The organism is Marinobacter sp. THAF197a, from assembly GCF_009363275.1.
GTDB lineage: Bacteria > Pseudomonadota > Gammaproteobacteria > Pseudomonadales > Oleiphilaceae > Marinobacter.
Window position 1 is genome coordinate 973,901 of record NZ_CP045324.1, and the last position, 23,418, is coordinate 997,318.

Sequence of the window (23,418 nt, forward strand, 5' to 3'; positions counted from 1 at the left end):
TTTGACGACAGGCCCGGGGGCTTTTGCTATAATCGCCCGAACTGATAATAAATGGGGTCATGGAACGGACCGAAAACGATGATGACCAGCAAGGAACTTCCCCTCCGACAGCTTCTGCAATTACGCCATGCCTGGATTGCCTGGCTTGTGTTCTTTGTTGCCGTGGCCGCCACCCTGCTTCTATGGCAGGTGTCAATCCGCCTTGTGGAAGACCGCACCGAGGCCCACTTCCGAACCCAGTCCCTGCAGTTGAAAAGCGCCATCGAAGAACGGTTACTCAATTATGAGCAGGTGCTGGCAGGCAGTTCCGGTTTGTTCTCGGTCGCCGGGGAAGTAACCAGGGAGCAGTGGCGGGAGTATGTCGAGAAAGTCGATATCGACCGTTACTACCCGGGTATTCAGGGTATCGGCTATGTGCAACGGATTGGTGTTCGGGATATGGCCGATCACATCGCTTCGGTGCGGGCCGAAGGTGTCTATAACTATCTGGTCAAGCCGCTCGGTACGGGCCCGTTCTATTACCCCATGGTGTACCTGGAACCGGGCACAGATCGCAACCGCAGGGCGCTGGGTTACGATGCCTTCAGTGATCCGATACACCGGATAGCAATGGAAAAGGCCCGGGACGATGCTGTACCAACCGTGACGGGTAAGGTGGTTCTGGTTCAGGAATCGCTGGCGGAAGACCAGGCCGGCTTTCTGATGTACTACCCGGTATATCAGGGCGGAGAAATCCCGGACATTCGCGCAGAGCGTCGAATGATGCTGTCTGGTTATGTGTTCAGTGCCTTCCGGATGAATAACCTGATTGATGGCATTGTCGGCCTTATCTCTCCCTTTCTTGACGTGCGGATCTACGACAGCGGTGTGGTGGCCCGGGACACCCTGATGTATGGCTCCAACCTGGGGTCGCTGGATAACGAATTCAGCTTTGAAATGAGCCAGACTATCTCCCATGGCGGCCGGGACTGGCTGTTGCAGACCCGTTCAACACCTGCCTTCGACTTTCTGGCGGCAGACCCTCGCCCACCGATTGTGCTGGGGTCCGGGTTGGCCATCAGTGCTTTGTTATGCCTGTTTGTGCTGGCGCTGATTCGTTCCCGGCTGATCGCCCAGATCAGCGCTGGCCGTTACCGGGCCATTACCGAAGGAGCTGCCAACGTCACGCTGGTGATGGATCGCCGTGGTGAGCCGCTTTATGCCAGCCCGTCCAGTCGGGACATCCTGGGCTTCGACCCCGACAAGGTCCATTCCATGCAGTTGGAAGCCCAGGTGCATCCGGACGACCTGCCCCTGCTGCAGCGCGGTTTTGAGGAATCCATGCGTGCGCCGGGCAAACAGATGCCGGTCGTGCGGGCTCGTATCCGGGATTCTGAGGGCCAGTGGCGTGACATGGAAGGCACCTACACCGCCATGTTGTCTGTGCCTGGTGTTAACGGCGTGGTGCTGAGCCTGCGGGACCTGACCCAGCTCAAGGCTGCCCAATCCGAGTTGCATCGACTGGCGTTCTACGATCCGCTCACCGGGCTGGCAAACCGTCAGTTGTTCCGGGACCGTCTGAACCACGTGGTACGCCGGAGTCGCCGCAGTGGTGAACCCGCGGCCCTGATGTTCCTGGATCTCGATGGTTTCAAGCGCATTAACGACACCCTGGGGCACGACGCCGGGGATGAGCTGCTGAAACAGGTGGCGCTGTGGCTGGAAGGCTGTGTGCGTGAGGAAGACTCAGTGGCCCGCCTGGGAGGCGACGAATTTGTGGTGCTGTTGTCCCAGATCAGCGGGCCGGACGCCGCCGGCAAGGTGGCAGAGTCCATACTCCGCCGCCTGTGCCAGCGAATACGCCTGAACGACCACGAAGTAGGCATTACCGTGAGTATCGGCATCACCATGATTCCGCATGATAGCGAGGATGCCGGTACTCTGATGAAGTATGCCGATCTGGCCATGTACCGGGCCAAGGAGCTGGGTCGCAATACCTATCAGTTCTTCACTCCTGCCATGAATATCAAGGCCGCCCGGCGCCTGTTGCAGCAGGAAGAGCTGGCCACGGCCCTGGATGGCGACCGGTTTGTTCTGCATTACCAGCCAAAGATTGATCTCGTCAGCCAGCGGGTGATTGGCGTTGAAGCTTTCCTGCGTTGGCACCACCCGGAAAAGGGACTGGTTTCGGCGCAGCAGTTTATCAACCTGGCGGAAGAGACCGGCCTGATTGTCCGGCTGGGCGAGCTGGCCCTGCGGCAAGCGTGTATTCAGGTGCAGGCCCTGGAACGGGCCGGCTTCGAATCCCTGAAGATGGCAGTGAACCTGTCGGTGCGACAGCTGACCGATTCCGGTTTCCTGGACATGATTCGCCAGGTCATTACGGAAACCGGCGTGTCGCCGGAGCGTCTGGAGCTGGAGATGCCGGCAGAGTTGTTGAACGAAGACCCTCGCATGCTGCGTGAACTGCTGGTGTCGCTGAATGATCTCGGGGTTTGCCTGATCCTGGATGACTTCGGGACCGGTTCATGCTCGCTGGTCGCGTTACAGCAGCTCCCGCTGGACGTCATCAAGATTGATCATCGGTTTATCCGGGACATTCCCTATAACGTCAGTGCTACCGATGTGGCGTCTGCCGTGATCGCGCTGGCGAAGAAACTGCATCTGACCGTGGTAGCCGAGGGCGTGGAAACCCTGCAGCAGCTGAGTTTCCTGAAATCCGCCGGGTGCGCCCAGTGTCAGGGTAATCTGTTCAGCTACCCGCTGGACGAAGACGCGTTGATCGGGTTCCTGATCCGGCAGTACGAGAAGCCGCTTATTTCCTGATCATGGCAATAGCGGCCGGTAACCGGTAAAATCACGCCGTTCCCGGACCCGGTAGCGGCCATTCCGGGCTCAACCCTACGTCTTATATGAGTAATCATTGTCTGTGACTGAACTGAGCCGAATCCGTAACTTTTCCATTATTGCCCACATTGACCACGGTAAATCCACACTGGCGGATCGTTTTATCCAGATATGCGGTGGCCTGACCGACCGCGAAATGGCCGAACAGGTGCTTGACTCCATGGATCTGGAGCGGGAACGGGGTATTACCATCAAGGCCCAGAGCGTAACGCTCAACTACACCGCCAAAGATGGTGAAACCTACAAGCTGAATTTCATCGACACCCCTGGCCACGTGGATTTTTCCTATGAGGTATCCCGGTCCCTCTACGCCTGTGAGGGTGCGCTTCTGGTGGTAGATGCCGGCCAGGGTGTGGAAGCCCAGTCGGTGGCCAATTGCTATACCGCCATTGAGCAGGGCCTTGAAGTGGTGCCTGTTCTGAACAAGATGGACCTGCCCCAGGCAGAGCCGGAACGGGTGGCGGCGGAAATTGAGGACATCATCGGCATCGAAGCCGCCGATGCGGTGCGCTGCAGTGCCAAAAGCGGCCTGGGCGTGGAAGATGTACTTGAGGATCTGATCAGGAAGATTCCGCCACCGAAGGGTGACCGCAGTGCGCCTCTGCAGGCGCTGATCATTGATTCCTGGTTCGATAACTATCTGGGCGTGGTATCCCTGGTTCGGGTGACCGAGGGCGTTCTGCGCAAAGGCGACAAGATTGTCATCAAATCCACCAAGAAAGCGTGGAATGCCGACAAGGTGGGTATCTTTAATCCGAAACCCACCGACACTGATGTTCTGGAAGCCGGTGACGTAGGCTTTGTGGTGGCGGGTATCAAGGATATTCACGGTGCACCGGTGGGCGACACCATCGTGCATCAGAAGTTCGCCGACGAAACTCCGATGTTGCCGGGCTTCAAGAAGGTTCAGCCACAGGTTTATGCGGGCCTGTTCCCGGTCAGCGCTGACGATTATGACGACTTCCGGGATGCCCTGGAAAAGCTGACGCTGAACGACGCCTCCCTGTTTTTTGAGCCAGAGAATTCTGACGCCCTTGGTTTCGGGTTCCGCTGTGGTTTCCTGGGCATGCTGCACATGGAAATTATCCAGGAGCGGCTGGAGCGTGAGTACGATATCGATCTGATTACCACGGCGCCCACGGTAATCTATGAAGTCATTACCAAGCAGGGTGAGACCCTGTCGGTGGACAACCCCTCGCGGCTACCGGATATTGGCTCCATCGAGGAAATGCGTGAGCCCATCGTGGAGGCGAATATCCTGGTGCCTCAGGAACACCTGGGTAACGTTATTGCCCTGTGTGAAGAGAAGCGGGGTGTTCAGAAGAACATGCACTTCATGTCCACCCAGGTTCAGCTCACCTACGAGTTGCCGATGGCGGAAGTGGTGATGGATTTCTTCGATCGGATCAAGTCTGCCAGCCGTGGTTTTGCCTCGCTGGATTACCACTTCGTGCGGTTCCAGCAGGCCAATCTGGTTCGCCTGGACGTGTTGATTAACGGTGAGCGGGTCGACGCCCTGGCATTGATCGTTCATCGGGATCTGGCGCACCGCAAGGGGCGCCAGCTGATCGAGAAGATGAAAGAGCTGATTCCCAGGCAGATGTTTGATATCGCCATCCAGGCGGCGATCGGAACCCAGGTGGTGTCACGGGTTACGGTCAAGGCATTGCGCAAGAACGTTACCGCCAAGTGTTACGGTGGTGACGTCAGCCGGAAGAAGAAACTGCTTCAGAAGCAGAAAGAAGGTAAAAAACGTATGAAGCAGCTGGGCAATGTCGAGGTGCCTCAGGAAGCGTTTCTTGCTGTATTGAAAGTGGATAACTAAAACTAAGGCTCCCGGATGGATATTGATTTTCCGCTGGTACTGGTGGTTCTGACCTTCGCGACTGGATTGATCTGGCTGGCGGATAAAGTGTTTTTCAGCAAACGGCGGCAGGCAGCTGGTCCGGACGTTGGCGGTGCCGCGTCTGATGACACTGCCGAAACCAGTGAACCCTGGTTGGTCGACCTGAGCCGATCGTTCTTCCCGGTACTGGCCATCGTTCTGGTGCTTCGTTCGTTTCTGGTAGAACCCTTTCAGATTCCCTCCGGTTCGATGCTGCCGACCCTCGAAGTTGGTGATTTTATCCTGGTAAACAAGTACGCCTACGGGCTTCGGTTGCCAGTGGCCGGCACCAAGGTGGTGTCGATGGGTGATCCCGAGCGTGGTGATGTCATGGTGTTCCGTTATCCGGAGGATGGCGCCACCAACTACATCAAACGAGTGATTGGTTTGCCGGGTGACCGGGTGCGCTATCGCGATAAACAGCTGTTTATCAATGATGAACCGGTGGCCAGGGAGTTTGTGGCCCGTCTTCCGCCAATGGAGCGCTGGCGTGAGGAAGTGGGCGGCGTTGAGCACGATGTGTATCTGACCCTGGGCCGGGTTGCAGGCAACGGGGAAGGTGAATGGCTGGTGCCTGATGGCCACTACTTTGTCATGGGGGACAACCGGGACAACAGTAACGACAGCCGGTTCTGGGGCACTGTGCCTGATGAGCTTGTGGTCGGGAAGGCCTTTGCCATCTGGATGCACTGGAAATCGCTGACAAGTCTGCCATCTTTTGATCGAGTGGGTAGCATTGACTAACCCCGTTGTGCCGGAGACAAACATGATGAAAAAGAATAATCCCGTCGGATTGCAGCAGCAGGGCGGCAGCGCTCTAACCATGCTGATTGTGGCGATGTTTTTTGGCAGCCTGCTGGCCCTGGGGCTGAAAATTGGCCCTGCTTACCTGGACGATTTCACCATTCAGGAAGCACTGGAAGGTCTTGATGGCACCGAGGGGTTGTCGCGAATGGGGCCGGCTGAGGTGCGCAACCTGATTAACCGGCGCCTGAGCGTCAATAACGTCAGGGGCTTCGACGCCAAGCAGATCAGCGTTGAGAAAAATGGCGAGTTTGTGGTCATCAAGGTGGACTACGAGGTTCGCAATCATCTATTCGGAAACGTGGACACCATCGTTCATTTCCAGCACGAGTATGAGTTAAAGGGACAGTGAGTTCACAACCAGATCTGGATCAGTTGCAGCGTCGTATCGGATACACCTTCAAGGAACCCGAGCGGTTGCTGCTGGCCCTGACCCACAGAAGTTACGGGAACCAGAATAATGAACGCCTGGAGTTCCTTGGGGATTCCATCGTTAATATGGTGATTGCAGAGCACTTGTACCTGCACTTCGAGAAAGCCCGGGAGGGCCAGTTGAGCCGGCTCCGGGCGCGGATGGTCAAAGGCGTGACCCTCGCCGAGATCGGTCGCGAATTCCAGTTGGGCCAGTATCTCCGGCTGGGCTCTGGTGAGCTCAAGAGTGGTGGCTACCGGCGCGAGTCGATTCTGGCGGATGCGGTGGAGTCCATCATCGGTGCTATTTACCTGGACAGCGATTTTCATACCTGCCGTGAGCAGGTGCTGCGCTGGTTCGAGCATCGCCTGGCCAATCTGGACATTCAGGACACCCAGAAAGATCCGAAAACCCGGTTGCAGGAATACCTGCAATCCCGGCAGTTCCCGCTGCCTCGTTACGAAGTGATCTCCGTCGACGGTGAAGCCCATGAGCAGACGTTCCACGTCTCCTGTGCCTTACCGTCACTGGATCGAAAGACCAGCGGCACCGGTAGCAGTCGGAGAATTGCTGAACAGCAGGCTGCCCGCAATGCCCTAAAGCAACTGGGCGTGGAGAACTCCTGATGAATGATATTACCCGCCCGGAAGATCCGGACAGCCGTTGTGGTTTTGTCGCCATTGTTGGCCGGCCGAACGTGGGAAAATCCACGCTTCTGAACCATATCCTGGGCCAGAAACTGAGTATTACCTCCCGCAAACCCCAGACCACCCGACATCAGGTGCTGGGTATCAAGACAGACGGACCGGTGCAGGCCATCTATGTGGATACCCCCGGCATGCACGAAGACGAGCCCCGTGCGCTGAACCGTTATATGAACAAAGCGGCGTCGTCTGCCCTGATCGACGTGGACGTGGTGGTGTTCGTGGTGGACCAGCTGGCGTGGACCACTGCCGATAACATGGTGCTGGAGAAATTGTCGCGGTTGAAATGCCCGGTTATCCTTGCAGTTAACAAGGTGGACAAGGTTGAGAACCGGGACAAACTGCTGCCGCACCTTGAGGCACTGTCCAAAAAACGGGAATTTGCCGAAATTATCCCTTTGTCTGCGTTGAAAGAAACCAACCTCCAGCCACTGGAGGAAGCTGTGGGACGTTTTCTGCCCCAGAGTGTGCACTTCTACCCGGACGATCAGATTACGGATCGCAGCGAGCGCTTTATGGCGTCGGAGATGGTGCGGGAGAAAATTACCCGCCAACTCGGGGCTGAATTGCCTTATTCCGTGGCAGTAGAGATCGAAGAGTTCAAGCACGAGGGGAAAACCCTGCATATCTCGGCCCTGATTCTGGTGGAACGGGAAGGCCAGAAGAAAATCATTATCGGTGACAAGGGCGAGCGCCTGCGCCGCATTGGCCAGGAAGCCCGAGTGGATATGGAACGCATGTTTGGCACCAAGGTCATGTTACGTTTGTGGGTGAAGGTAAAGCGCGGCTGGGCCGACAGCGACCGGGCATTGAAAAGCCTTGGCATGAGCGATTTCTGAGGTCGCTATGAAGGGAGCGGTGCAGCAGGAGCCCGCTTATGTGATTCACCGGCGCCCCTGGCGGGAAACCGCCTTGCTGGTGGATCTGTTTACTCTGAATCACGGCCGAATGAGTCTGGTGGCGCGCGGCGCCAACAGTGCCAAAAGCCCCCTCAAGGCCCAGTTGCAGCCGTTCCAGCCGTTAATGGTGGACTGGACCGGAAAAAGCGATCTGAAAACACTGGTGCAGCTTGAGGTTCGGTCGGCGCCGCTGCTTTCGCAAACCCGTGCCCTGTACAGCGGCCTCTACATCAATGAACTGCTTCAGCGCATTCTGCCAGTGGCAGACCCTCATCCCACCCTGTTTGCCAGTTACATAGAAAGCCTGCAGGCTCTCGCGGCACTGGCGGCCAAAACCGATGTAGAGCCAATATTGCGGCACTTTGAACGGGCGTTTGCCGGGGCCCTCGGGTATGACTTCGCCTGGGATGAAGCCACTGATACCGGCTTGCCAGTGGTGGCCGGTGGTTACTACGGTTATGATCCGGTGCAGGGCATTGTGTCTGCCGCTGCCACCGGGGTTCGATTGCAGCAGATTCCGGGCGAAGCTTTGCTGGCCCTGGCCGACGGCGACTTTACCGGTGAGTTACCGCGCAGGACTGCCAAGCGGGTCATGCGTGTTCTGGTGGACTATCTGTTGCAGGGTAAACCATTACACAGCCGCAATCTGTTCAGCCATTCCGTTTCATCATCAGGGAGAACCCCATGAATTCCAGAGTGTTGCTCGGTGTGAATATTGACCATGTGGCCACATTACGCCAGGCCCGCGGCACCCGCTATCCAGACCCGGTTCAGGCGGCGCTGGTGGCCGAGGAAGCGGGGGCCGATGGTATTACCATTCACCCCCGGGAAGACCGCCGGCACATCCAGGATCGAGATGTACTGCTGCTGCGAGAAGTCCTGCAAACCAAGATGAACCTGGAAATGGCGGTAACCGATGCCATGCTGGCCTTTGCCGAACAGGTTCGGCCGGAGTGTGTCTGCCTGGTGCCGGAGAAGCGCGAAGAATTGACCACCGAGGGTGGGCTGGATGTCGACGGTCAGGAAGAGCGTGTGGCCAAGGCCTGCGACCGGCTGGCAAAGATCGGGGCCGAAGTATCACTGTTCATTGACCCGGATCCGGTGCAGATAGACGCCGCTGTGCGCTGTGGTGCGCCGGTTGTCGAGCTGCACACCGGCGAATACGCCGAAGCGCAGGACCCGGCTGTTCGGGAAAAAGCGTTCAAACAGCTGGCCGATGCCGTGGCCTATGCCCGAAAGAAAGGGTTGATTGTGAACGCTGGCCACGGCCTGCATTATCACAACACCGAGCGGGTGGCGGCGATTCCGGGCATTAACGAGTTGAACATCGGCCATGCCATTGTTGCCAGGGCAGTGTTCACTGGTCTGAAAGAGGCGGTTCGGGAGATGCGCGCCATTATTGAGCGCGCCCGCCCCTAAGCTGGCCTCAGGTGGTCTCCGGTTGGCGCTGCTGCTCTCTGAACAGCTGCTGCCAGTCGGTTTGTTCACTCCAGATCTGCAGTCGGTCCATGGCTGCCAATAGCTGGTCCTTCTGTAACTCCATATCCGGGGCCTGGCACTTCAGTGCGGTTTCAAAACGGTTGGCGGCGGTTCTCAGCTCCGGTACGCCGCAGTAACGGGTTGCGCCGTGGAGCTTGTGTACGCATTCAAGCAGCTCGTCGGTGTCATTGTTGTTCCAGAGTTCGGTTACACGCTCGATGTCGGTGTGCAGTTGTTCCAGCAACATGCTGAACAGTTCTTCCGCCAGGTCGGCCTTGCCAGCGGCCAGTTGAATGCTTTCATCAACACTGACGCAATCCTGCTGCATGCGACGGTTTGATGGCCGCAGGGTGCGGCGGGTATCCCGGACTTCCGAGATTTTGAAACTGTCGTTGCTGCTCTTGCAGTCATAACCCGTGTATTCGCGAATCAACTGGACCAGCTGAGTGCTGCTGATCGGTTTTGGCATGTAACCGTCGAAGCCCTGCTGGGTCAGTCTTTCCTGTTCATCCGCCAGGGCATGGGCGGTCAGGGCGATGATCGGGGTATGGTGAGAGCCGGTATCCAGATCCCGGATTCGTGCCGTGGTTTCCACACCATCCATGCCCGGCATTTGCAGGTCCATGAACACCAGGTCAAAGGGCTTCTGCCGGGCCTTGGTCAGCGCCTCGAATCCGCTTGAGGCGCCCTCTGCTTCAAGCCGGCAGTCCTGCAGCAGGGTCATCACCAGTTTCAGGTTGGCGTCATTGTCGTCCACGGCCAGTACACGCGGAACTCTCGAAGGGCCGCTGCTTCTCAGTGGCAGGGGCACTTCTCCTGCGCCCCGGTTGCTGGCCTGGATGCCGTGGATCAACAGCAACAGTTCGTCGTAGAAGGCATCCCGGCACACCGGTTTGGTAAGGTGTCCGCTGGACAGCCCGGACAACGGCGTGTCGTGGGTTTCCAGGGTGGGGGTCAGCAGCAGTGTCCGGCAGTCCCGCTCAACTTCTAGCGAACGCACCATGTTGCAGTACTGGCTGGAGTTCAGCAGGTGGCGGGTAATGCCGATAATGGCGGCGGCGTAGCCTTCCTGCTTCCGTTGGGCTTCCTCCACGTGTTCCACCAGGGCGGCTGGCGAGGACACCCGTTGTACCGCCACGCCCCAGTCCCGTAACAGGTGTTCGACCGCGAGCCCGGTGGTTTTCTGCTGTTCGAGGTAGATTATCCGCTCGCCGCGCAGGGCGTCTTTTGGCGCGCTGGTGTCGGCAGCGGCAGACAGTTCCGGCGTGAGGGTAAACCAGAAGGTAGAGCCTTTGCCGAGTTCGCTTTCCAGGCCAATCTTGCCGCCCATCTCTTCCACCAGCCGCTTGGAAATGGCCAGTCCCAGCCCGGTGCCGCCATACTGCCTGGCGGTTGAGGCGTCAGCCTGGCTGAAGGCGTTAAACAACGATTGTTGCTGGGCCCGGGACAGGCCCACGCCGGAGTCCGTGATGCTCAGGCGCAGGGTTACCCGATTGCTGTCGGGTGTTTCGTCTTCCAGGCTGGCCCGCAGCACCACTTCACCGGTCTGGGTGAATTTGATGGCGTTATTGACCAGGTTGGTGATGACCTGCTTCACCCGCAGCGGGTCACCCATGACGTTGTCCGGTACATCGTTATAGACCAGTGGCACCAGGTCCAGGTTCTTGGCGTGGGCTGCCGGTGCCAGCATCACCATCACCTCTTCCACGATATCCCTTAGCTGGAACGGTACCCGGTCAAGAATCAGCTTGCCGGCCTCGATCTTGGAAAAATCCAGGATGTCGTTAATGATCGTCAGCAGAATCTCGGACGATTTCCGGATGGTGTTCAGGTGGTCCCGTTGCTGGCGGGGCAGGGGGCTTTTCAGCAGCAATTCGGTAAAGCCGATGATGCCATTCAGGGGCGTGCGGATTTCGTGGGACATATTGGCCAGGAATTCGGACTTGATCCGGCTGGCTTCCAGGGCTTCCTTGCGGGCGAAATCCAGTTCGATATTCTGAATTTCAATGGTTTCCAGGGTTTCCCGGAGGTCCTCTGTGGCCTGGTCGATGTTCTGCTGCATTTCCGCCTGGGCCTTGCTGAGCTCGGAGGCCATGTCATTCAGGCCGGATTCCAGTTGCTCGAATTCGGGGCCGGCACTGGTGTACACCCGGGTATCCAGCTTACCTTCCTTGAGCCGGGCTACGGCTTCATTGAGCTGGAACACCGGATCGGTGAAGGCACGGCTCAGACGCAGGGCAATGGCCATGCTGAGCAGTACCCCGCCAATCACCAGTAGCAGGGAAATCAGTAGCGCCTTGTAGGTTTCCTTTTCGGTGCGGACATGGGACATCTCCACCGCAACCCAGCCCAGGGGTTCCTGTAACCGGGTGGCCGACTGCCGGACATCCGGGTCGAGCATGGTCTCGATCATCAGGTCCTGCAGATAAACCGGAGTGACAAACCGGGTGCTGCTGTCCCGGGTAATCTTTACCGCCAGGTCCGGCTTCAGGGAGGATTCGTCGATGGCATCGGCGCCGCCCGGACCGGTGTGGAGCAAGCGGCGGCCGTCTGGCGAGAAGAAGGTGATCGAGCGAACGTCCTGCTCTTCCAGCAGGGCGTTGGACAAGCTGCTCAGCAGGCTGCGGTTGGCGGTGAACAGGCCATACTCGGAGCCGGCAGCAAGCTGGCGGGACAGGGATTCACCCCGATCCCTCAACAGGTTCTCGATGTTGTTGACCCAGCTGTAGGTGAAAAACAGCCCCAGTAACAAAGTGGTCAACAAGGTGGGAACCAGCGTTACCACCAATACTTTTTTGCGAATGCCCCAGCGCCGCATAGATATGTTCCTGCTAGTTTCCTGAGCCTGGCCGGGCCGATCTTACCCGGAACCGGCACTTCCCTGTGTTATGAGCATAGTTGATCTGATTCCCGAAAACTGTGGTAAAGGTTCCGGGAACAAACAGTTATAGCCGCGGGTCATGGATATAGCGACAAGCTGTATTGGGACAATGCGGCCATAAAGCGTATGATTCGAACCCAAAAGTGTATCACAGGGTTTCGCTATGATTTTCCCGACCATTGAAGATTATGTAGGGCATACCCCTCTGGTTCGATTGCAGCGTCTGCCGGGGGAAACCTCCAATGTCATTCTGGCCAAGCTGGAAGGCAATAACCCGGCCGGGTCGGTGAAGGACCGGCCTGCCATCAGCATGATTCAGGAAGCCGAACGCCGTGGAGAAATCAAGCCAGGCGATACCCTGATTGAAGCGACGTCCGGTAACACTGGCATCGCCCTGGCGATGGCTGCGGCAATCAAAGGTTACCGGATGGTTCTGATCATGCCGGCGCACATGAGTGAGGAGCGCCGCGCTTCCATGCGGGCATACGGAGCGGAGATCGTGACCGTCAGCAAGGAAGAGGGCATGGAAGGGGCACGGGACCTGGCTGCGCGGATGGAATCTGAAGGCAAGGGCAAGGTGCTGGACCAGTTCAGCAACCCGGATAACCCACTGGCCCATTACCGCACCACCGGCCCGGAAATCTGGGAGCAGACCCAGGGCAAGGTGACTCACTTTGTCAGCTCCATGGGGACCACCGGGACCATTATGGGCGTGTCCCGTTATCTGAAAGAGCGAAATCCCGATATTCAGATTATTGGGTTGCAGCCGGAAGATGGTGCATCCATCCCCGGTATCCGCCGCTGGCCCGAGGCCTATTTGCCGTCGATTTACGACGCTGCCCGGGTAGACCAGGTTCTGGACATTGGCCAGAAAGAAGCAGAAGACACCATGAGGGCGCTGGCCGCCAAAGAAGGAATTTTCTGTGGCGTGTCGTCCGGTGGCTCCATTGCCGCTGCCCTCAAATTATCCCGTGAGGTTGAAAACGCGGTGATCGTGGCCATTATCTGTGACCGCGGAGACCGATACCTGTCTACCGGTGTTTTTCCCGGCGCCTGAACCGGTCATCCAAGCCGGCTACACAAGAGAGATTAACCCCTATGAGTAAGCGTCGCCGCAAGGTTCTGCCCCAGGAACCGGTGCGTTGTGAAATTGAGACCCTTGGCCACGACGGCCGGGGCATTGCCCGGGCCGAAGGTAAAGTCCAGTTTGTGGACGGCGCTCTGCCGGGTGAAACGGTGATGGCAAAGATGGTCAGCACCCGCAGCAAGTTTGATGAACTGCGTACCATGGAGGTTCTGGAAGCGGCTCCAGACCGCCAGCAACCGCCCTGTGATTTTGCTGACCTTTGTGGTGGCTGCAGCCTCCAGCACATGAGCGCCGATGCTCAGATTCGGTTCAAGGAAGACACGCTGAGGGAGCATTTTGCCCATTTTGGAGGCATCGAACCCCAGGAGTGGGTTGAACCCATGCGCTCACCCGCTACCCTTGGCTATCGTCGCAAAGCCCGCCTGGGCGTGCGCTATGTGAAGGCCCGGGAGTCGGTGCTGGTAGGATTCCGGGAAAAGCGTAACAGCTTCCTGACGGATATTGACCGCTGTGTAGTGCTGGACCCGCGCATTGGTGATCGCATCAAGCCCCTGCGGGAACTGCTGCATGGCATGGTGGCTTTCGACCGGATTGCCCAGGTGGAAGTGGCCTGTGGTGATGATGTGGCGGCCATGGTGTTCCGTAATATGGACGAACTGGTTCCCGAAGACCGGGAAAAACTGATTGCCTTTGGTCAGGCCCATGACTTGCATATCTATCTTCAGCCCAAGGGCCCGGATACGGTGCACCGCATCTGGCCGGAATCGTCCGGTCGTGATGGTGAGCGCCTGAGCTACAGCCTGGACGAGTTTGATCTGACCATGAAGTACCATCCGATGGACTTCACACAGGTCAATGCCGGTATCAATCAGAATATGGTTCATCGAGCCGTGGAGTGGCTGGATGTTCAGCCCGGTGAGCGGGTATTGGATCTGTTCTGTGGCCTGGGTAACTTTACCCTGCCGTTGGCCCGCAAAGGTGGCCAGGTGGTTGGCGTCGAAGGCGATGATGCCATGGTGGTGCGTGGCCGCGAGAACGCACAGCTCAATGGTCTGGATAATGTGGAGTTCTTCGGAGCCGATCTGCACGGTGACTTTACCGGGCAAAGCTGGGCCAAAGAGGGTTTCGACAAGATTCTGATTGACCCGCCCCGGTCCGGCGCGGAAGACATCTGCAAGTACCTCACGGCGTTCGGGGCCAGCAGAATTGTCTATGTTTCGTGTAATCCGGCCACTCTGGCAAGAGATGCCGGCGTCATGGTGCGCAACGGTTATCGCCTGGTGCGCGCAGGTGTGATGGATATGTTCCCCCACACCACCCATGTCGAATCCATTGCTCTTTTTGAGCGTGAATGACTCTGACTGATCAGTCGACAGTCAGATGCCGGGTCGCCAGGATCGCGACCCGGGTAACCGGAAAATCAGCGGGTATGCCTCTGCTATGGTAAAAGTTCGGGAAGATTATTCGGTCACTGGTGATGGCGAAATCGACATTGATCGTTGTGTTCGCCACATCGCTGAACAGACGCACCTGGATAATCCGGAGCAGCTCCGGCAGGCCTGTGAAAAAGCGGCCAGTATTGCCATGCAGGCATTCAGAGAGGATCGCCTCTGGGCGCCGGGCTCCAGCAGTTTCCGTACTGGTCTGGAAATGGCACAGGTGCTGGCCGAACTGCATCTGGACCAAGCCAGTCTGGTGGCTGCGGTGTTGTACCGGGCCGTGCGTGAAGAGCGGGTACCCCTGGAAGAGATCCGCAAGGAATTCGGTGACGAAGTCGCCGGGCTGATCAATGGTGTGCAGCAGATGGCAGCCATTTCGTCGGTGCACCACCCGCTCAAGGGCAATGTGCTGGGCCAGAGTGAAGGGCAACTCGACAATGTCCGGAAAATGCTGGTTACCATGATTGACGACGTCCGGGTTGCGTTGATCAAACTGGCCGAGCGGACCTGTGCGATTCGGGCCGTCAAGGATGCGCCGGAAGAGAAGCGCATGCGGGTGGCCAGGGAAGTCTTCGATATCTACGCGCCCCTGGCACACCGCTTGGGTATTGGTCACATCAAATGGGAGCTGGAAGACCTGTCTTTCCGGTACCTGCACAGCTCAGCGTACAAGAAGATCGCCAAGCTGCTGGATGAGAAGCGGCTGGACCGTGAAGGCTATATCCGGCGAGTAATCGAGACCCTGCAAACCGAACTTCAGGCCTCCGGTATCAAGGGTGAACTCTCCGGCCGGGCCAAGCATATCTACAGTATCTGGCGCAAAATGCGCCGCAAGGGTATCGACTTTTCCCAGGTCTATGATGTCCGTGCGGTGCGCATCCTGGTGCCGGAAGTGCGGGACTGCTATGCCGCTCTGGGCATTGTTCACACCTTGTGGCGGCATATTCCCAACGAGTTTGACGACTACATCGCCAACCCCAAGGAGAACGGCTACCAGTCGCTCCATACCGCGGTGATCGGCCCCGAAGGCAAGGTGATGGAAGTGCAGATCCGCACCCATGCCATGCACGAGGAAGCTGAGTTAGGTGTTTGTGCCCATTGGTTGTACAAGGGCACCGACAAGAACAACAAGTCCACCGGTTACGACGCCAAGATCAACTGGCTGCGGCAGGTGCTGGAGTGGCAGGAAGAGTTGGGCGACTTGTCTGGTTTGGCTGACCACCTGAAGTCAGACGTCGCCTCGGACCGGGTTTATGTCTTCACCCCCGAGGGCCACGTGGTCGATCTGCCCCAGGGTGCCACACCGGTGGATTTCGCTTATCGGGTACACACCGAAATCGGTCACGCCTGCCGGGGTGCCCGGGTGAACAGCCGGATCGTCCCTCTGACCTATCCGCTGAAAACCGGCGACCAGGTATTTATCCTCACCTCCAACAACCCGGCGCCGAGCCGGGACTGGCTGAACCCAAGCCTGGGCTATATCCAGACATCCCGGGCCAGGGCAAAGGTTACCCACTGGTTCAAGCAACAGAATCGTGACCGTAATATCACAGACGGCCACGCAATCCTGGAAGACGAATTCAAGCGTTTGTCGCTGTACGATGTTGATCTGGGGGATTTGGCCAAAAAGGTGAATTACCACTCGCCAGACGATATGTTCGCCGCCATTGGGGCCGGCGATTTGCGGCCTGCGCACGTGGCGAACGTGGCGCAGCAGATGCTGGAGCCGAAGTCTGAACAGCTCGACCTGAAGCTGACCACTGCCCGCAAGAAGGATTATGACACCGAGTCAGACATCCAGATTCTCGGTGTGGGCAAACTCAAGACCCAGGTGGCCAAGTGCTGCAAACCGCTACCGGGTGATGCGATTGGCGGATATATCACGGTTGGGCGCGGTGTCACCGTGCACCGACAGGACTGCCTGACCTTCCTCAGCCTGAGGGAATTCGAGCCCAACCGGATCATCGAGGTGAACTGGGGTGGCAAGCCGGCCTCTGTGTACCCTGTCGATATCGAAATCGAAGCTTACGATCGCTCGGGGCTGTTGCGGGATATAACCCATGTGTTGTCGTCGTCCCGCAGTGACGTGCTGGCCCTGAATACCTTGACCAACAAGGATGAGAACATCGCTACCATGAGGGTGACGGTGGAAATCTCCAGCCTGGAACAGTTGGCGCGGTTGCTGGCCCAGATTCGCAACCTGCCGAACATCATCGACGTAAGGCGAAAGCGCGGATGAGCTATTCCATTGATGACCTGAAAAACCTGATGGCCCGGCTCCGGGAGCCAGACACGGGCTGCCCCTGGGACACCCGGCAGACGTTCGCCAGCATCGTGCCCCACACGATAGAAGAAGCCTACGAAGTGGCCGACGCCATTGAACAGGCGGATTACCCGCATCTGAAGGATGAGTTGGGAGACCTGCTGTTCCAGGTGATCTTCTACGCTCAGATGGGGCGTGAGGAAGGGCATTTCGATTTCGATAGCATCGTTGATCACCTGGTCCGCAAACTGATTCGCCGGCATCCCCATGTCTTCCCGGAAGGCACTCTGGAAAGCCGCATTGACCCGAGCAACCGTCCCAGCGAAGCCTGGATCAAGGAGAGCTGGGAGCGTATCAAGGCGGAGGAGCGGGCCGAGAAACCTGTTGTTGAGTCTTCGGTTAGCCGCCTGGATGGCATTGCACGAACCCTGCCGGCCATGGCCCGTGCCGAAAAATTGCAGCGCCGGGCTTCGCGCCATGGCTTTGACTGGCCTGACGTTGGCCCGGTCTTCGACAAGCTTCACGAGGAGATCGATGAGCTGAAAGACGCATGGCAGGCCGCCCAGAATGGTAGTGGCGACCAGGATGCGGTCGAGGATGAACTGGGTGATCTGCTGTTCGTGTGCGTGAATTTGGCACGATTCATGAAAGTGGATCCTGAGCAGGCCCTGAACCGAACGAACCGCAAATTCGACGCACGTTTTCGGGCGATCGAAGCGGTGCTGGAAAGTGAGGGGCGTGATCTGGATGAGGAGTCCCTTGAAGCGCTGGATGCCATATGGCAGAAGGTCAAGGGGGTTGAAAACCGTTAACGGTCAGTGCCTCGGAACAGTAGCCGATAAGTACAATCCGTTACCAATTTTCAGTCACTGAAATGTCATTCTTCGTCTACACTTCTAGTACGGCTTGCACCATATCGGTGCGCTGTACCGTCAGATAAGATGCAGGGGTGAAGGCACCATGAAAATCAAAGATCTGGTCAAGCATTGGGACAAGCACGGTCGTGGTCGGCTCACTCGTGATGCCGCGTACCTATCGTTGTCTGACCAGCATCACGAGCTGTTGCAGAAAGTGGCAGCGATGTATCCGATGAAATCCTCTCAAGACCTGATGCGTGATCTGATCTCCGCTGCGCTTGATGAGCTGGAAACCAGCTTTCCCTACGTTCAGGGCGACAAAGTGGTTGCTTATGATGAGGATGGTTTTGAGATCTACGAAGACCAGGGGCTGACTCCGCGGTTTGTAGCCCTGAGCCAGAAGCATATCAAGCGGATCAAAGCCCGTCAGCTTGAATCGGTGGCCTGACGCCAGTACCGATTCAGCTCACCACCGGGTTTCCATCAACCCAGGCGCCGTGCGCTTGGGTTGATGTCTGCTCATCTATATTACTTTCCCTTGTCTGCCAGGCGATCCTTCAGCGGCCCCTGAGTAATCAGGTCGTCCAGGGCAGCGGCAATCATGTCATTGAGAATCTCGCTTTCGCTGCGATCTGGATAGAGTTCCGCCAGCGCGGCTACCCGGGCGGCGTCTTCAAGGGGCAGGCGCAGATTGTATTCGTGTGTACGTTCCGTCGTCTGTTTTTCCTGTTCCCAGTGCTGGGGCAAATCGGTCACTTTCATGGTGGCTCCTTGGGGCGAGGGGATTGAATCGCCAATAGACTTTTCGAACGGATCCTTAGTATCGTAAGTTTACTTCGTCTCCGTCAATTCAGAAGGAACTCAACGTGACCGAACTGCACCCCGATCTGCGAGAAAATGTGCGTCTGCTGGGCGAATTACTGGGCCAGAGCATCCAGCGTTTTCCCGGGCAGGACTGCTACGAGCGGATTGAGGAGATTCGGGCTGCGGCCAAAGCTGACCGTCGGCAGGAGAGTGGCTCCGGGCAGCGCCTGGTAACACTCCTGGGGCAACTGAGCGACGATGAACTGTTGCCGGTCACCCGCGCCTTCAACCAGTTTCTCAACCTGGCGAACCTGGCCGAGCAGTACCATGGCATTCGCCGTAAGCAGGGCCACCCTTCCGACCTGATGGTGGAGTCCCTGGGTGAGGTCTTCGAGCGATTGAAATCCGGGGGCGTTGATCCTGAGGAATTGCATCAGCGGGTGGCTGACCTGCGGATTGAGTTTGTACTGACAGCCCACCCGACAGAAGTTGCCCGCCGTACCCTGATTCTGAAATACGACGAAATGTCGGATTGCCTGGCCCGGCTCGACCACGACGATCTGATGCCGGCGGAGCGTGATGAGATTGTGGCCCGCCTGTCACAGCTGATTACTGAGGCCTGGCACACCGACGAAATCCGCCATGAGCGGCCGACGGCTGTGGACGAGGCCAAGTGGGGCTTTGCGGTCATCGAGAACAGCCTCTGGCAGGCATTGCCCAGATTCCTTCGAAGCCTGGACCAGTCACTTTCTGATGCAACGGGCAAAGGCCTGCCCCTGCAGAATTCCCCGATTCGTATTGCCTCCTGGATGGGAGGGGACCGAGACGGTAACCCGAACGTGACTCACGATGTGACTCGTCAGGTCTTCCTGCTGGGCCGCTGGATGGCTGCCGATCTTTACCTGCGGGATATTCAGGCACTGAGGGCCGAGTTATCCATGTGGCAGGCCAGTGATGAACTGAGGGCGCGGGTCGGTGATTGCCGGGAACCCTATCGTCAGGTACTGGCCGAGTTGCGGGAGCGCCTGGTCCGTACCCGGGACTGGGCCGAGGCCGGCGTTAAAGGCCACGTAGCGGACGAGACCGGTATCCTGTTTGAGAACGAAGACCTGACGGCTCCCCTGGAGCTGTGTTATCGATCACTGATGGATTGCGGCCTGGAGCGAATTGCCAACGGCCCGCTGTTGGACACCATTCGCCGTGCTCACACATTCGGACTGCCGCTGATTCGCCTGGATATCCGGCAGGAGGCTTCCCGGCATGCGGAGGCGGTGGCAGAGATGGTGGATTACCTGGGGCTGGGAGACTATCTGTCCTGGTCGGAAGACGACCGGCAGGCATTCCTGCTGCGCGAGCTGCAAGGCCGCCGGCCACTGGTGCCCCGCAACTGGGAACCCTCAGAGTCAGTCAGGGAAGTGCTGGCTACCTGCGAGGTGGTGGCGGGCCAGACCCCGGAAGCGCTGGGTTCCTACGTTATCTCCATGGCCAGCAAGCCTTCAGATGTATTGAACGTGATCCTGTTGTTGCGGGAAGCGGGAATGAAGTTCCCGATGCGTGTGGTGCCTTTGTTTGAAACCCTCAGCGATCTTCAGGGTGCACCAGACAGCATGGCTGCCCTGTATCAGGTTGATTGGTACCGCGAGTACTGTCAGGGCCGCCAGGAGGTGATGATTGGCTATTCGGACTCGTCCAAGGACGCCGGCCAGCTGATGGCAGCCTGGGCCCAGTACCAGGCGCAGGAAAAACTCACCCAGGTGGCCCGCCAATATGGCGTTCACCTGACCCTGTTCCACGGTCGCGGCGGCACGGTGGGCCGTGGTGGCGGCCCGGCAAACCGGGCGATTCTGTCGCAACCGCCGGGATCGGTGAACGGCAGTTTCCGGATTACCGAGCAGGGGGAAATGATCCGATTCAAGTTCGGTTTGCCCCGGCTGGCGGTACAAAGCCTTACCCTGTACACCACTGCCGTCATTGAGGCGACCCTGGCGCCACCGCCACAACCCGAGGACAGCTGGCGCGAGATGATGGACTGGCTGACCGAGCGTTCCCTCAAATCTTACCGGGAAGTGGTAAGGGATAACCCGGATTTCGTGCCTTATTTCCGGCAGGTTACACCCGAAACTGCGCTGGGTAAGCTGGCCCTGGGCAGTCGACCGGCGCGCCGGAAAGCCACCGGTGGCGTGGAGAGTTTGCGAGCCATTCCCTGGATTTTTGCCTGGACCCAAATGCGCCTGATGCTGCCCAGTTGGCTGGGCAGCGATGTGGCCCTGGAGGAAGCCGCCCGGCATCAGCGCCTGCCAGAGCTGCGTGAGATGATGCGGGGCTGGCCGTTTTTCCGCACCTATGTCGACATGCTGGAAATGGTGCTGGCCAAAGCCGACCTGCGCATTGCCAGCTATTACGAGCAGACCCTGGTGGAGGATGAAAGCCTCAGGGCCCTTGGGGGTAGCCTCAGGGAACGGCTGAACGGCTGTATCGAGCGCGTGCTGGAGCTCAAGGATCAGCAAGCCCTGTTGGAGAGCGAACCGGTGTTTGCCCATTCCATGAGAGTGCGCAACCCCTACACGGACCCATTGCATTACCTTCAGGCGGAATTGCTCAAACGTGACCGCGAGAGTGAGGGCAAAGGTGAGGTGCCGGATATGGTGGAGCGGGCGCTGAAAGTCACCATGGCGGGCATCGCCGCTGGTATGCGTAATACGGGCTAACGTGCATAATAACGCCGGGGCCGGAAAGCCCTGAACCGGATAAAGGAGTCTTCCCCGTTGGCACTGTCAGAGCGACTGTCGCATTACCTCGCCCGCAAGGGTATCAGCTATCAGCAGATCGAAATTGCACCGGTAAGCAATCTCGATGCCGCGGTTCTTGCCTCTGGCAAGCCCCAGCATGATTTTATCCAGCCCACGCTGCTGATCGACATCAATGGTGTGGTCATGGCGGTGCATCGCTTTGACAGTACGTTGGATATGGACACCCTGCATCAGTTTACCGGGCGTCGCCTGCAGCCGCTAACCGCGCGCCAGACAGCAAGGCTGTTTGGCGACTGCGAGCCGGGATTCGTGCCACCGGTGGGGAATGCCTGGGACCTGCCGGTGCTGATTGACGAAGATCTCACCACCGCCGACCAGGTGGTGTTCTCAGCTGGCACCAACGATACCCTGGTTGTGATGGACGGCCGCTCGTTCCGGTTGGCACTGGCGGGTGCCCGGGAAGGGCATCTGGTTATCCGGGGGCAGGGTAATGGCTCCCGTGGCGCACTGAGCCTCGACGAAGTGGCTGACAAACTGCAGAAACTCTATCGTCTGCCGCCCATGCCGGCGCTGGCGTTGCGGATTCTGCGCCTGACCGCCAATACGGAAGCCACAGCCAGAGAGCTGGCGGAACTGATTGAGTTTGACCCGAGCATGACGGCCCAGATCATGCGCTACGCACGGTCGGCACTGTTCAATTACCCTGGTCAGATCAACTCGGTTCAGGAGGCCGTTACCCGGGTGCTGGGATTTGATCGGGTCGCCCATATTGCCATGGGTATTGCATCGGTGAGGGCTTTTGATGTGCCCAGGGGTGGAATGCTGGGCATGGATAATTTCTGGCGTCACTCACTGTATTGTGCCTTCCTGTGCCAAAGTCTGGCGGCGCGCTCCGGCCGGGACAAGGGGCTGGCGTATCTGTGCGGGCTGTTGCACAACTTTGGCCTGTTGCTGGTGGGGCACCTGTTCCCCTCTGAATTTCAGGAACTGAACGCTCTTCGGGAGATCAACCCTGAAGCAAGCATGCATTCACTGGAACAGGAAGTGTTTGGCCATAGCGAGCGCCAGGATATCCTGGCGGTTGGCCATGGTGCCATTGGCGGTATTCTGCATCGGCTCTGGCAACTGCCGGAACCGGTCATCAAGGCGGCAGGCATGCACCAGCACCCGGGTTATCATGGTGAGCATGAAGAGTATGTTTTGATGGTCCAACTGGCGAATGCACTGCTGAAAGAGCAGGGTATTGGCGACGAGTTCAACCCGGATGATATCCCCGCACTGACAGAAGCGCTTGGCCTGGAGCCCGCAACACTGGCGCTGGTTCAGGAAGAAATCCAGGCGGTTGCAACCGACCTGGATGTGCTGGCGTCGTCGCTTGCATCCTGAGCAAAACGGCGTCAGGCTTCTGTGCCTGAAGCCCCCTGTCTTCCGGTAATTCCAACCATGATACGGAGGTCGACTTTCTCTGTCGGGGCGGACTTCGTATAATGCTGCCTCAATTTTGGGCAGGCGCGCCAGCAAGTGGGCCTGGAGCCCCTGAGAGGTTGTCGCAAAGGCGACGGTTTTTGCCGCAACTTTTCAAACGATAATATAAGACAACGGGAGCACAACGTTATGAGAATCATCATGTTAGGCGCGCCAGGCGCTGGAAAGGGTACTCAGGCTCAGTTCATTACCGAGCGTTTCGAGATCCCCCAGATCTCCACAGGCGACATGCTCCGTGCCGCCGTCAAGGCCGAGTCCGAACTGGGCAAGCAGGTCAAGGAAGTGATGGCCTCCGGTGGGCTGGTGTCTGACGATATCATCATCGCCCTGATCGACGAGCGTATTCAGCAGCCGGATTGCAAGAACGGTTTCCTGCTGGACGGTTTCCCGCGCACCATTCCCCAGGCCGAAGCGCTGAAGAACCAGGGTATTGCCATCGATTACGTGGTGGAAATCGCCGTTGAAGACGAAGAAATTGTCAGTCGTCTGTCTGGCCGTCGTGTGCACGAAGGCAGTGGCCGTATCTACCACGTGAAATACGATCCGCCCAAGGTAGAGGGCAAGGACGATGAGACCGGCGAACCGCTGGTACAGCGTGAAGACGACAAGGAAGAAACCGTACGCAAGCGCCTGAACATCTACCACGAGCAAACGGCGCCGCTGATTGGTTTCTACCAGGACTGGGCCAGCAAGGCACCTGCCGATGCGCCCAAGTACGTGCGCGTGGAAGGCATTGGTAGCCTGGACAGCATCCGCGACCAGATCCTGTCCCAGCTTAAGTAA

At 58.1% G+C, this 23,418-nt stretch carries 18 protein-coding genes; 16 read left to right on the plus strand and 2 right to left on the minus strand.

The features are described 5' to 3' along the window. Positions 1-78 precede the first annotated feature (78 nt). From FIV08_RS04535 to pdxJ, 8 genes are all read left to right on the plus strand, one after another. On the plus strand, positions 79-2,805 hold the full coding sequence (locus tag FIV08_RS04535) for an EAL domain-containing protein (protein WP_152437485.1): 2,727 nt from the start codon (positions 79-81) through the stop codon (positions 2,803-2,805). Between the two features lie 103 nt (positions 2,806-2,908). Beyond that, positions 2,909-4,711, plus strand: a complete 1,803-nt coding sequence (gene lepA / locus FIV08_RS04540) for a translation elongation factor 4 (RefSeq protein ID WP_061332334.1) — start codon at positions 2,909-2,911, stop codon at positions 4,709-4,711. A gap of 15 nt (positions 4,712-4,726) precedes the next feature. Next, positions 4,727-5,515, plus strand: coding sequence for a signal peptidase I (gene lepB / locus FIV08_RS04545; RefSeq protein WP_138437766.1), 789 nt, complete (start codon positions 4,727-4,729; stop codon positions 5,513-5,515). A 25-nt stretch (positions 5,516-5,540) separates the two neighbouring features. After that, positions 5,541-5,927, plus strand: a complete 387-nt coding sequence (locus FIV08_RS04550; protein WP_072678269.1) for a DUF4845 domain-containing protein — start codon at positions 5,541-5,543, stop codon at positions 5,925-5,927. Continuing rightward, positions 5,924-6,613 (plus strand): ribonuclease III, encoded by a 690-nt coding sequence (gene rnc, locus FIV08_RS04555; RefSeq protein WP_061332276.1) that lies wholly within the window; start codon positions 5,924-5,926, stop codon positions 6,611-6,613. Before FIV08_RS04550 ends, rnc begins: the two co-directional genes overlap by 4 nt. Further along, positions 6,613-7,530: a GTPase Era gene (gene era, locus FIV08_RS04560; protein ID WP_152437486.1), complete on the plus strand. Its 918-nt coding sequence runs from the start codon at positions 6,613-6,615 to the stop codon at positions 7,528-7,530. Before rnc ends, era begins: the two co-directional genes overlap by 1 nt. A 7-nt stretch (positions 7,531-7,537) precedes the next feature. Further along, on the plus strand, positions 7,538-8,278 hold the full coding sequence (recO, locus tag FIV08_RS04565) for a DNA repair protein RecO (protein ID WP_061332274.1): 741 nt from the start codon (positions 7,538-7,540) through the stop codon (positions 8,276-8,278). Beyond that, positions 8,275-9,009, plus strand: a complete 735-nt coding sequence (gene pdxJ / locus FIV08_RS04570; protein ID WP_152437487.1) for a pyridoxine 5'-phosphate synthase — start codon at positions 8,275-8,277, stop codon at positions 9,007-9,009. The genes recO and pdxJ overlap by 4 nt, the downstream gene beginning before the upstream one ends. 7 nt (positions 9,010-9,016) lie before the next feature. Here the strand turns inward: pdxJ and FIV08_RS04575 are convergent, their stop codons facing one another. Then, positions 9,017-11,887 carry an ATP-binding protein gene (locus tag FIV08_RS04575; protein WP_152437488.1) on the minus strand — a complete coding sequence of 957 codons (2,871 nt, stop codon included), beginning with the start codon at positions 11,885-11,887 and terminating at the stop codon, positions 9,017-9,019. 226 nt (positions 11,888-12,113) lie between these two features. Here FIV08_RS04575 and cysM point away from each other — a divergent pair, with 226 nt between their 5' ends. The 5 genes from cysM (at position 12,114) to FIV08_RS04600 (ending at position 18,044) form a co-directional block, all read left to right on the plus strand. Next, complete coding sequence (gene cysM / locus FIV08_RS04580) at positions 12,114-13,007, plus strand: cysteine synthase CysM (RefSeq protein WP_058091714.1); 894 nt, start codon at positions 12,114-12,116, stop codon at positions 13,005-13,007. Between the two features lie 41 nt (positions 13,008-13,048). Next, positions 13,049-14,392 carry a 23S rRNA (uracil(1939)-C(5))-methyltransferase RlmD gene (rlmD, locus tag FIV08_RS04585; protein ID WP_152437489.1) on the plus strand — a complete coding sequence of 448 codons (1,344 nt, stop codon included), beginning with the start codon at positions 13,049-13,051 and terminating at the stop codon, positions 14,390-14,392. Between the two features lie 85 nt (positions 14,393-14,477). Then, positions 14,478-16,715 carry a GTP diphosphokinase gene (gene relA / locus FIV08_RS04590; protein ID WP_152439587.1) on the plus strand — a complete coding sequence of 746 codons (2,238 nt, stop codon included), beginning with the start codon at positions 14,478-14,480 and terminating at the stop codon, positions 16,713-16,715. Further along, the gene (gene mazG / locus FIV08_RS04595) at positions 16,712-17,551 is read left to right on the plus strand and encodes a nucleoside triphosphate pyrophosphohydrolase (protein WP_061332270.1); all 840 of its coding nucleotides are present in this window, start codon (positions 16,712-16,714) and stop codon (positions 17,549-17,551) included. The genes relA and mazG overlap by 4 nt, the downstream gene beginning before the upstream one ends. Before the next feature lie 148 nt (positions 17,552-17,699). Further along, the gene (locus FIV08_RS04600) at positions 17,700-18,044 is read left to right on the plus strand and encodes a hypothetical protein (protein WP_061332269.1); all 345 of its coding nucleotides are present in this window, start codon (positions 17,700-17,702) and stop codon (positions 18,042-18,044) included. An 80-nt stretch (positions 18,045-18,124) separates the two neighbouring features. Here the strand turns inward: FIV08_RS04600 and FIV08_RS04605 are convergent, their stop codons facing one another. Continuing rightward, complete coding sequence (locus tag FIV08_RS04605; RefSeq protein ID WP_061332268.1) at positions 18,125-18,358, minus strand: hypothetical protein; 234 nt, start codon at positions 18,356-18,358, stop codon at positions 18,125-18,127. A gap of 104 nt (positions 18,359-18,462) precedes the next feature. On the opposite strand from FIV08_RS04605, the gene ppc reads away from it, so the two are divergent. From ppc to adk, 3 genes are all read left to right on the plus strand, one after another. Then, positions 18,463-21,108, plus strand: a complete 2,646-nt coding sequence (ppc, locus tag FIV08_RS04610) for a phosphoenolpyruvate carboxylase (protein WP_152437490.1) — start codon at positions 18,463-18,465, stop codon at positions 21,106-21,108. 57 nt (positions 21,109-21,165) lie between these two features. Then, complete coding sequence (locus tag FIV08_RS04615; RefSeq protein WP_058091708.1) at positions 21,166-22,536, plus strand: HDOD domain-containing protein; 1,371 nt, start codon at positions 21,166-21,168, stop codon at positions 22,534-22,536. A gap of 228 nt (positions 22,537-22,764) precedes the next feature. Further along, entirely contained in the window at positions 22,765-23,418 is a 654-nt protein-coding gene (gene adk, locus FIV08_RS04620; RefSeq protein ID WP_061332267.1) for an adenylate kinase, read from the plus strand.

Coding starts and splice junctions, on each gene's coding strand:
- FIV08_RS04535 (WP_152437485.1), top strand. CDS start 79: ATGATGACCAGCAAGGAACTTCCCCTCCGACAGCTTCTGCAATTACGC.
- lepB (WP_138437766.1), top strand. CDS start 4,727: ATGGATATTGATTTTCCGCTGGTACTGGTGGTTCTGACCTTCGCGACT.
- FIV08_RS04550 (WP_072678269.1), top strand. CDS start 5,541: ATGAAAAAGAATAATCCCGTCGGATTGCAGCAGCAGGGCGGCAGCGCT.
- era (WP_152437486.1), top strand. CDS start 6,613: ATGAATGATATTACCCGCCCGGAAGATCCGGACAGCCGTTGTGGTTTT.
- recO (WP_061332274.1), top strand. CDS start 7,538: ATGAAGGGAGCGGTGCAGCAGGAGCCCGCTTATGTGATTCACCGGCGC.
- pdxJ (WP_152437487.1), top strand. CDS start 8,275: ATGAATTCCAGAGTGTTGCTCGGTGTGAATATTGACCATGTGGCCACA.
- FIV08_RS04575 (WP_152437488.1), bottom strand. CDS start 11,887: ATGCGGCGCTGGGGCATTCGCAAAAAAGTATTGGTGGTAACGCTGGTT.
- cysM (WP_058091714.1), top strand. CDS start 12,114: ATGATTTTCCCGACCATTGAAGATTATGTAGGGCATACCCCTCTGGTT.
- rlmD (WP_152437489.1), top strand. CDS start 13,049: ATGAGTAAGCGTCGCCGCAAGGTTCTGCCCCAGGAACCGGTGCGTTGT.
- relA (WP_152439587.1), top strand. CDS start 14,478: ATGGTAAAAGTTCGGGAAGATTATTCGGTCACTGGTGATGGCGAAATC.
- mazG (WP_061332270.1), top strand. CDS start 16,712: ATGAGCTATTCCATTGATGACCTGAAAAACCTGATGGCCCGGCTCCGG.
- FIV08_RS04600 (WP_061332269.1), top strand. CDS start 17,700: ATGAAAATCAAAGATCTGGTCAAGCATTGGGACAAGCACGGTCGTGGT.
- FIV08_RS04605 (WP_061332268.1), bottom strand. CDS start 18,358: ATGAAAGTGACCGATTTGCCCCAGCACTGGGAACAGGAAAAACAGACG.
- adk (WP_061332267.1), top strand. CDS start 22,765: ATGAGAATCATCATGTTAGGCGCGCCAGGCGCTGGAAAGGGTACTCAG.